This window comes from Cellulophaga sp. (genome assembly GCF_039943695.1).
GTDB lineage: Bacteria > Bacteroidota > Bacteroidia > Flavobacteriales > Flavobacteriaceae > Cellulophaga.
Genome location: NZ_JBDVAA010000226.1, coordinates 1 through 9,130, shown reverse-complemented (window position 1 = coordinate 9,130; position 9,130 = coordinate 1). Strand labels below are relative to the sequence as shown.

The 9,130-nt window shown below is 32.1% G+C and carries 7 protein-coding genes and 1 pseudogene; 3 read left to right on the top strand and 5 right to left on the bottom strand.

Annotated features, from left to right (window positions below; genetic code table 11):
- The 3 genes from ABJD66_RS16985 to ABJD66_RS16975 all read left to right on the top strand — a co-directional run.
- Nucleotides 1-1,438, top strand: a 1,438-nt coding sequence (locus ABJD66_RS16985; protein ID WP_348133860.1) for a carboxy terminal-processing peptidase, incomplete at its 5' end; no start/stop codon positions are given.
- Nucleotides 1,439-1,555: 117 nt separating this feature from the next.
- A complete protein-coding gene (locus ABJD66_RS16980; RefSeq protein WP_303543108.1) occupies nucleotides 1,556-1,915 on the top strand; it encodes a lipocalin family protein in 360 nt (119 codons plus the stop codon).
- 93 nt (nucleotides 1,916-2,008) lie between these two features.
- Nucleotides 2,009-2,815 carry a DNA/RNA non-specific endonuclease gene (locus ABJD66_RS16975; RefSeq protein ID WP_348133856.1) on the top strand — a complete coding sequence of 269 codons (807 nt, stop codon included), beginning with the start codon at nucleotides 2,009-2,011 and terminating at the stop codon, nucleotides 2,813-2,815.
- Here ABJD66_RS16975 and rodA read toward each other — a convergent pair.
- The 5 genes and pseudogenes from rodA to ABJD66_RS16950 form a co-directional block, all read right to left on the bottom strand.
- Complete coding sequence (gene rodA, locus ABJD66_RS16970; protein ID WP_348133853.1) at nucleotides 2,812-4,095, bottom strand: rod shape-determining protein RodA; 1,284 nt, start codon at nucleotides 4,093-4,095, stop codon at nucleotides 2,812-2,814. The two genes, ABJD66_RS16975 and rodA, sit on opposite strands and share 4 nt — an antisense overlap.
- Nucleotides 4,096-4,131: 36 nt before the next feature.
- Entirely contained in the window at nucleotides 4,132-6,012 is a 1,881-nt protein-coding gene (locus ABJD66_RS16965; RefSeq protein WP_303543113.1) for a penicillin-binding transpeptidase domain-containing protein, read from the bottom strand.
- Nucleotides 6,013-6,517: 505 nt separating this feature from the next.
- A complete protein-coding gene (gene mreC, locus ABJD66_RS16960) occupies nucleotides 6,518-7,330 on the bottom strand; it encodes a rod shape-determining protein MreC (protein WP_348133850.1) in 813 nt (270 codons plus the stop codon).
- 65 nt (nucleotides 7,331-7,395) lie between these two features.
- Entirely contained in the window at nucleotides 7,396-8,424 is a 1,029-nt protein-coding gene (locus ABJD66_RS16955; protein ID WP_013620356.1) for a rod shape-determining protein, read from the bottom strand.
- Between the two features lie 56 nt (nucleotides 8,425-8,480).
- A pseudogene (locus tag ABJD66_RS16950) lies at nucleotides 8,481-9,130 on the bottom strand (bifunctional phosphoribosylaminoimidazolecarboxamide formyltransferase/IMP cyclohydrolase PurH); the annotation flags it as partial.

Genomic DNA, 9,130 nt, shown 5'->3' with positions numbered 1-9,130 from the left:
GCATACGTATTACTTTGCACCGGAAGACAAAGATAAGTTTGATGTTAGTATGTCTGGTAAGTTTGAGGGTATTGGAGCTAGATTACAGAAGAAAAAAGATCAGGTTAAAATAGTAGAAGTAATTTCTGGAGGTCCTATTTGGAGAGACCAAACTATAGAAGTTGGAGATGAAATTGTAAAAGTTGGTCAAAAACCAAACGAAGAGCCAATTGATATAACAGGGATGCAACTTAATGATGCTATTAAATTGATAAAAGGCCCTAAAGGAACTAGCGTTTATTTAACAATTAAAAAAGTAGACGGTTCTACTCAAGTAGTTAAAATTATGAGAGATTTGGTAGAGATGGAGGAGTCTTATGCTAAATCTGCTACTGTAAAAAAAGAAAACCATACGTATGGTGTAATAAATTTACCTAAGTTTTATGTAGATTTTAAAGATTATAGCAACCGTAATGCAGCATCTGATGTAGCTAAAGAAATAGAAAGATTAAAACAAGCCGGAATGGAAGGTTTGGTTTTGGATTTAAGAGATAATGGAGGAGGATCTTTACGTACTGTTGTAGAAATGGCAGGTTTATTTATAAAAGACGGTCCTGTTGTACAAGTAAAATCTTCTGGAGGTACAGAAGAAAAAGTAGTACATGAAGATAAAGATGAACGCATACAGTGGGATGGTCCATTGGTTTTATTAGTTAATGAATTGTCTGCTTCTGCATCAGAAATTTTAGCAGCTGCAATGCAAGACTATAAAAGAGGTGTTGTAATTGGTAGCAAACAAACTTTTGGTAAAGGAACAGTTCAAAACTTATGGTCTTTGTCTGATATTGTTAGAAATAACGAACATGGAGATTTAGGAGCATTAAAAGTAACAACTCAAAAATTTTACAGAATAAACGGTGGTTCAACTCAGTTAGAAGGTGTAAAGAGTGATGTTGTTGTTCCAGACAAATACAGTTACATAGATCTTGGAGAAAGAGATCAGCAAAATCCATTAGCATGGGATAAAATAAGTCCTGCAGATTACAATGCATGGGATGGTTATATAGATTATAAGCAAACTATAGCTAATAGTGCTAAGCGTATGGCAGAAAACTCTCAGTTGAAGTTAATTGAAGAGAATGCTAAATGGTTAAAAGAGCAACAAGATGAAAATGTAGTTTCATTAAGTTACAGTGATTATAAAAAGGATAAAGAAAAACTTGTAGAAAAATCTAAGCACTTTAAAGCTATTTATGATTACAAAACAGATTTAACTTTTGAGTCTTTAAAATACGAGAAAGATTTGTTTGTAAAAGATACTATCTTAAAAGAAAAGAGAGAAAGATGGCATAGAGATTTAGCCAGAGACGTATACGTAGAGGAAGCTATTAGTGTTCTTAAAGATTTAAAAAAGAATAACATAAAAAACAATAACAAGTTAGCAGCAATAAAAGGCTAAACTTTTTGGTGATATTTTAAATGCCTAGTTATTTATTTAGCTAGGCATTTTTTATTTTAATACTATTGTTATAATAACTGCGTTTAAGGTTATAATTAACTTAAACCATAATTTATTTTGAAAAAACTAATCCTTATTTTATTTGCCGTTGTATTAACTACAAGTTGTTCTAAAGATGATGATTCATCAAGTATTGTAGGTACATGGGCAAACGATTTTTCAGCTTCTTTTGAGGGGCAAGAAGAACAGACTTCTAGAGACGAGTGGAAATTTGCATCAGACAAAATGGGCACTTATAAAGAAACTAGTAACGGAGATTTAAAATTTAGCACAACTTTTACTTGGTCTAAAGATGGAGATAAATATTATGTAGAATACCTAGAGGGTAGATCTAATGATGTTTTTAAGATAGTGAAGCTTGCTGGTTACACAACCTTAGAAGATGAAAATGGTTATACAGCTGCTATTAGAGATTAGAGTTGCAACCATATTACAATAAAAAAATAAAGCTTTCAAGGTTTACTTTGGAAGCTTTATTTTTGGTGTCCATTAAAATAGATTCAAACTAAAATGAATAAAAAAACTACTTATTTAGTTTTAATGTTGCTGTGTACGGTTGGTTTTTGGCTGTTTAATAATTTTTATACGCCAGACACTTATTCAGATGATAGTGTAAAAAATACAGAAGATGGCAGGGGCTTTACTAACTATTTACAGCCATCATCTACAACAGGTGCTGTGGTGCAGCACAATTACTATACCTTATCTTATAAAGAAAAGTATGAGCAGGCAGAATGGGTGGCTTATGTTTTAAGAAAACAAGATTTAACCTATGATGATAGAAAAAGGCCATATTTTATTGAAGACCCTAAAGTAGCAACTAAATCTGCAGATTGGCGTAATTATAAGCGTTCGGGTTATGACAGAGGACATCTTTGCCCTGCTGGCGACCGTAGGTTTTCTTTACAAGCCTATAACGAGACATTTTACACAAGTAATATAACTCCACAGAAAAATGATTTTAATGCGGGTATATGGAGCAGATTAGAGAAAAAAGTAAGACAGTGGGCAAAAAAAGATAAAGAGCTCTACATCATCACAGGAGGAGTTTTAAAAGGCAATATGGATGAGATAGGAGATGAAGATGTAGCGGTTCCTAATTCTTTTTATAAAATTATAGCTAAAGGGAAAAAAGACAATTTAAAAGTAATTGCATTTTTATTTCCTCATAAAGAAAGCAATAGGCCTATAAGTTCTTTTTTAGTTACTGTAGATAAAATAGAAAAAGAAACGGGTATTAACTTTTTTAAAAGCTTACCTGGAGCACAAGAGGAAGAGTTAGAAAGAGAGATTGTAAAAAACGGTTGGGAGTTTTAATCCCACTCTTTTAGTCGGTTTGCATCTAATTTTAAAAATATAAACAAAAGAAGTGTAAAGCCTAGTAACCCAGACCCACCGTAACTCATAAATGGTAAAGGAATTCCTATAGTTGGCACTAATCCAATTACCATACCTATATTTATTAAGTAGTGAAAAAAGAGAATAGATATTACTCCATATCCATATATTCTACTAAAAGCATTTTTTTGCCGCTCAGCAATATAAACCAATCGTAATAATAACACAGAAAATAACAAGACAACAGTAGATGTGCCTATAAAGCCCCATTCTTCACCTATAGTTGTAAAAATATAATCTGAGTGTTGTTCTGGTACAAAATCACCTTTTGTTCTAGTTCCTTGTAAAAAACCTTTGCCTGTAAACCCTCCAGACTCAATTGCTTTTTCAGACTGGTAAGTATTGTATCCTATTGTTTTTCTTATTTCTTCTAATTTTTTAGGGTCTTTTTCAAGTCTAAGCCAAAGATTAAATCTATCCCTGTGGTGTTGTTTAAAGACAGAATCAAAAACAAATCTTACAGATAAAGAAATTGTAACCGAAACAACAAAGAATAGAATAATTGGTACAGGAGATACTTTAACTCTTTCCTTTTTAGTTAAATAAAATAAAGCAATTAAAATACTAACACCTATAACAACCCATATAGTGCCAAATTTTAGTGTTGCCATAAATATTAGTAGCATTACCAATCCAATTCCTAGATAGTATAGAGGTAAACCCTCTCTAAACATAACAAAAGTTAAAGCTAAAAAAATGATACTACTTCCAGGATCTGGTTGCAATCCAATTAATACTGCAGGTATTATTAAAATACCAAAAGCATATAGTTTGTCTTTTTGCCTTTTAAGGTCTGTTTGTATATCACTTAAATATTTAGCTAGTGCAAGCGTAGTTGCAACTTTAGCAATCTCTGATGGTTGAAGGTTAAAAAAGCCTAAGTTGTACCATGATGTAGCTCCTGCTATAGTTTTTCCAAAAAGGAAAAGGCCTATTAACAAAAGAATACCAATGGCGTAGATAATGCCAGAAAAACGCTCAAATAGGTTTGCCTCTGTTGCAAAAATAAAAATTATCGCAAGTATGCTAACGCCAATAAAAAAGGCTTGTTTGCCATAAAGTGTTCCAAAATCAAATATAGATGGGTTGTTTTCTGAAAACGTACTAGAGTAAATACTTAGCCAGCCAATAACGGTTAAAGCTAGGTATATAAGTATACTAAGCCAATCTATTCTTTTTAAAAAGGTGTTTCCTGCCATAAAGGAGTTTTCTGCTAATTTTTGATTGCTAAAAAGTTACCAAGCTCTTTCATTAATAGGAAAAGGTTCGCCACTGTAAGGTTTGGCATATTCTTTTTCTAATGTTTTTTCTAGCATTCTCTTTTCTAAGTCTTTACGGGTAATTTCTCCTTTCAGGTATTTTTCTATCATTAAAGATGCAATATGTCCGGCGTATCTACCTCCAAAATAACCGTGTTCTATAAATATAGCTATTGCAATTTTAGGATTTTCTACCGGTGCAAAAGCAACAAAAATAGAATGGTCAGTTAGCTGAGTTCTTACTCCGTTTATTCTGGTAAAATTTTCTACAGTACCTGTTTTCCCGGCAATATCAATACCGGGAACTTGTAGCCAATGCGCTGTACCACCAGGAGTTTTATACACAGCCTCCATACCTTTAATTACCGGATCAAAGTTTTCTTTATCTATTGTAGTGTATTTTCTTTGAGTGTATTCCGGATTTGTAATTGGCTCTCCTTCTATTTTTTTTAGAATATGAGGGGTATAGTAATATCCTTTGTTGCCTATTGCCGCTGTCATATTAGCCAATTGTATAGGCGTTACGGCAACTTCTCCTTGTCCAAAAGAAAGAGAAACTATGTAAGACCAAGACCATCTGTTGTCTCCATAAATTCTATCATAATATTCTTTTCCTGGTATTCTTCCTCTACTTCCGGTAGGTAAATCTGTTCCTAGATATTCTCCTAAACCAAAGCTTTTTACATGTTTTTGCCAAACATCCATAGCTTCATCAGTGGTGTCAAACTTGTCAAAAATTTGTTTAAAAGTGCCAGCAAAATAGGCATTACATGATTGGTAAATGCCGCTATTCATATTTCTTAATCCTCCACCACAGTGGCAACCTCTTTTTGTTCTATTTTTACCAACATAAAACCCATTGTAGCAACGTATTGTTTCGTCTGGTGTCATTACATTTTCTTGTAAAGCAATAAGAGCGTTAATTACCTTAAAAGGAGATCCAGGAGATTCTTGTGCAAGTAAACTTCTGTCCCAAGTTGGCTTGGCAATACTATCATAATATAATTTTGTATAATTAGCAGAACGTTTTCTGCCTACTAAAAGAGCAGGATCATATGTTGGCCCAGATATTAATGATAATATTTCTCCAGAACTTGGTTCTAGAGCAACAATACCACCGTGTTTACCAACCATTAATTTTTCTCCGTATTCTTGAAGTTCTTTGTCTATAGTAAGTTGTATCTCTTTTCCTGGTTCGGGTAAAGTGTCTAAAGCTCCGTTTTTGTAAGGGCCTATATCTCTGTTAAATCTATCTTTTTGTATGTACTTTACGCCTTTTCTTCCGCGTAGTATATCTTCATATTGGTTTTCTACGCCAGTTTTTCCTTTTAATTCACCTTGAGTATAGTACGGATTCTTTTTTAAGTCTCCTGGCGTAACTTGACTAATGTAGCCTAGTGCATTTGCGGCACTTTTTGTATCATAATATCTTAAAGACCTTTTTTGAATATAAAAGCCTTCATATTTGCGCATTTTTTCTTGTAATCTAGCATAATCTTCTTTTGAGAGTTGAGAAACCATTACATATGGTAATCTAGGAGAACGAATTCTTGCGGTCTTTATATTTTTAATGAAAGTGCTTTTATCAATCCCTACTAAATTGCAGAACTCTATAGTGTCTAGTGGTTTTACTTCTCTTGGTATTACCATTACATCATAAGCTGCTTGGTTTGCTACAAGTAATTTTCCGTTACGGTCGTAAATATAACCGCGTTCAGGAAAGTCATAAATAGCTTTTATGGCAGCATCTTCTAAAATTTGATTTGGAGAAAAACTAAAAATTTGCAAATAAGATAGTCTTCCTAAAAAGGTAAGACCTATTAAGATAATGAAAGATGAAAGAAGAATTTTTTTCATTTTTTCTGAATACTAAACAATGATTTTATTAGTAGGCAAAGGAGTAAGGATGCACTACCAACAATTAAAACTTTCTTTAAAATTAATAACAAATTATTGAAACTAAAAATTTCTAGAGAAAAGAAAATCAAATGATGAAATAATATTAATAAGGCTAAAAAAGTTACCTGCTGTAATGTAGTTGTGGAGGTCATTTTAAAGTTTTGAAAATCGTAGTTAACCCCAAAACAAAAACGCATTATTCCAGATCTTAAATAGGCAATTGTTAAACATGCGGCCGTATGTATAGCCATAGTGTCAGAGAAAAAGTCTATGGTAAGACCAAGAAAAAAACTAACAACAAGTAAAATGGACAAATTTTCTTTTACAGGATACCAATAAAAAAACAAAATGTAGACCATAGGGTTTATAAACCCTAAAAAGTTAAGGTTGTTAAAAACCAATACTTGTGCTAGAACAAGAAAGAAAAACCGAATAATATGTAGTACAAGTTTATTGTTTAGCATTATTTTATTCTCTTTTCTAATTCTTTAATTTCTACAATGTCTTTATTTTTTATGATGTAAACATTTTTAATATTAGCCATATCCTGAAATAAGGTTATGTTAATATGGTATACGTTTTCAGATTTTTTTAAGCTGTAATCTTTAATAACGCCAATAGGAATGTCTTTAGGAAAAATACTAGAACTAGCTCCTGTAACAATAGTATCACCTATATTTAGCTTAACTAATCTAGGGATATCTGTTAGTTGTACCGTATTAAAATTTTTAGTATCCCAAATTAGAGAGCCAAAATAATCTAAGTTTTTAAGTTTGGCATTAATTGTAGACTTTGTATTTAGGATGCTTTGTACTAATGAGAAATTGTTAGATGTATGGTCTATAATACCTAAAATACCATTAGACGTTATAACACCCATATCTTCTTTTATATTCTGATTTTTACCTGCGTTTATAGTAATGTAGTTTTTAGATAGCGAGTAGCTATTTTTAATAACATTTGCTTTAACTACATTGTATGTTGAGGTAGAATCTGTTTTTATACTGTCTGGACTAACAATATTTTTATTAAAAAGTAAATTATGTAGCCTTTTGTTTTCTTCTAAAAGAGTGTTGTTTTCTTCTTGTAAAGAAAAGTAGGTAGACACATTGGTAGATGTTTGGTAAATATTACCAGAAAACCAATTTGTAGAATTTAAAAACTTAGATTGATGATATGAGTTTGCCTGTACCGTAAAACCCAATGCAATTAGTAATAAAAAAACATACAGTAGTCCGTTTTTGTTTCTTATTAAAAAGTTGATAATTTGCTGCATTCATTTTACATATTTGACGGTATAAACTTAAGCTTATACTTATGTTATAAAAACATCCTAATTAATTATTTAATTAGGATATTCTTATAACGTTCTAAGTTTTTAAGAGCAATACCTGTTCCTCTAACAACTGCGCGTAAAGGATCTTCTGCTATATATACGGGTAAATCTGTCTTTTGGGATAACCTACGGTCTAATCCTCTTAACATAGATCCACCACCTGCAAGGTAAATGCCTGTGTTATAGATGTCTGCAGCTAATTCTGGTGGAGTCTGAGATAAAGTTTCCATTACCGCATCTTCAATTCTTAAGATAGATTTGTCTAAGGCCTTAGCAATTTCTCGGTAAGAAATAGAAACCTGTTTAGGTTTACCTGTTAATAAATCTCTACCTTGCACAGACATTTCTTCAGGTGGTTCTTGTAAATCTTCAGTAGCAGAACCTATTGTTATTTTTATGTTTTCAGCAGTACTTTCACCAACATAAAGGTTGTGTTGTGTACGCATATAATAAATAATATCATTTGTAAATACATCGCCTGCAATTTTTACAGACTTGTCACAAACAATACCACCTAATGCAATAACAGCAATTTCTGTAGTACCACCACCTATATCTACAATCATATTACCTTTAGGCTGCATAATGTCTAACCCAATACCAATAGCTGCTGCCATAGGTTCATGAATTAAATAAACCTCTTTACCGTTTACACGTTCACAAGATTCTTTTACTGCTCGCATTTCTACTTCTGTAATACCAGAAGGAATACAAACAACCATACGCAATGCAGGCGGAAACCATTTCTTTTTTAATGCAGGTATGTTTTTAATAAACATATTTATCATCTTTTCAGACGCATCAAAATCTGCAATTACACCATCTTTAAGTGGTCTAATTGTTTTTATATTTTCATGGGTTTTACCTTGCATCATATTGGCATCTTTACCAACTGCAATTATTTTTCCGCTAATTCTATCTCTAGCAACAATAGAAGGGCTATCTACAACAACTTTGTCTAAATGTATTATTAGTGTATTAGCTGTTCCAAGATCTATAGCTATCTCTTCTGTAAAAAAATCAAAAAATCCCATGTATTATATATTGGTTTCTGGACTAAAAGTAAGTTTAATCGACGAATGTAACAAAATTAATGTTTAAAATGACGTGTGCCAGTCATTACCATAGAAATTTTGTTTTCATTGCAATAATCTACACTTAATTGGTCTTTTATAGAGCCACCTGGCTGTATAACGCTTGTAATACCATTTGTACCTGCAATTTCTACACAATCTGGGAATGGGAAAAAAGCATCACTAGCCATTACCGCTCCGTTTAAATCAAAATTAAAAGATTTTGCCTTGTGTATTGCTTGGTTTAAAGCATCTACTCTAGAGGTTTGTCCTGTTCCGCTAGCACATAATTGTTTTCCTTTAGCAAGTACTATTGTATTAGATTTTGTGTGCTTACATAATTTAGAAGCAAATATTAAATCTTCAATTTCTTCTGCTGTAGGTTTTGTATCTGTAGCATTTTGTAAATCTGCAACAGTATCTGTTTTATGATCTTTATCTTGTACTAAAACACCGTTTAAACAAGTTCTTACCAATGTTTCTGGTAAAGCAACATCATTCTGTACTAAAATAATTCTATTCTTTTTACCCTTTAATACTTCTAAAGCATCAGCGGCAAAACTAGGAGCTATAACAACCTCACAAAATAATTTATGAATTTCTTCTGCTGTAGCAAGGTCTATTTCTTTGTTACTAATTAAAACTCCACCAAAAGCAGAAACAGGAT

Coding starts and splice junctions, on each gene's coding strand:
- mreC (WP_348133850.1), bottom strand. CDS start 7,330: ATGCAGCAAATTATCAACTTTTTAATAAGAAACAAAAACGGACTACTG.
- ABJD66_RS16975 (WP_348133856.1), top strand. CDS start 2,009: ATGAATAAAAAAACTACTTATTTAGTTTTAATGTTGCTGTGTACGGTT.
- ABJD66_RS16965 (WP_303543113.1), bottom strand. CDS start 6,012: ATGAAAAAAATTCTTCTTTCATCTTTCATTATCTTAATAGGTCTTACC.
- rodA (WP_348133853.1), bottom strand. CDS start 4,095: ATGGCAGGAAACACCTTTTTAAAAAGAATAGATTGGCTTAGTATACTT.
- ABJD66_RS16955 (WP_013620356.1), bottom strand. CDS start 8,424: ATGGGATTTTTTGATTTTTTTACAGAAGAGATAGCTATAGATCTTGGA.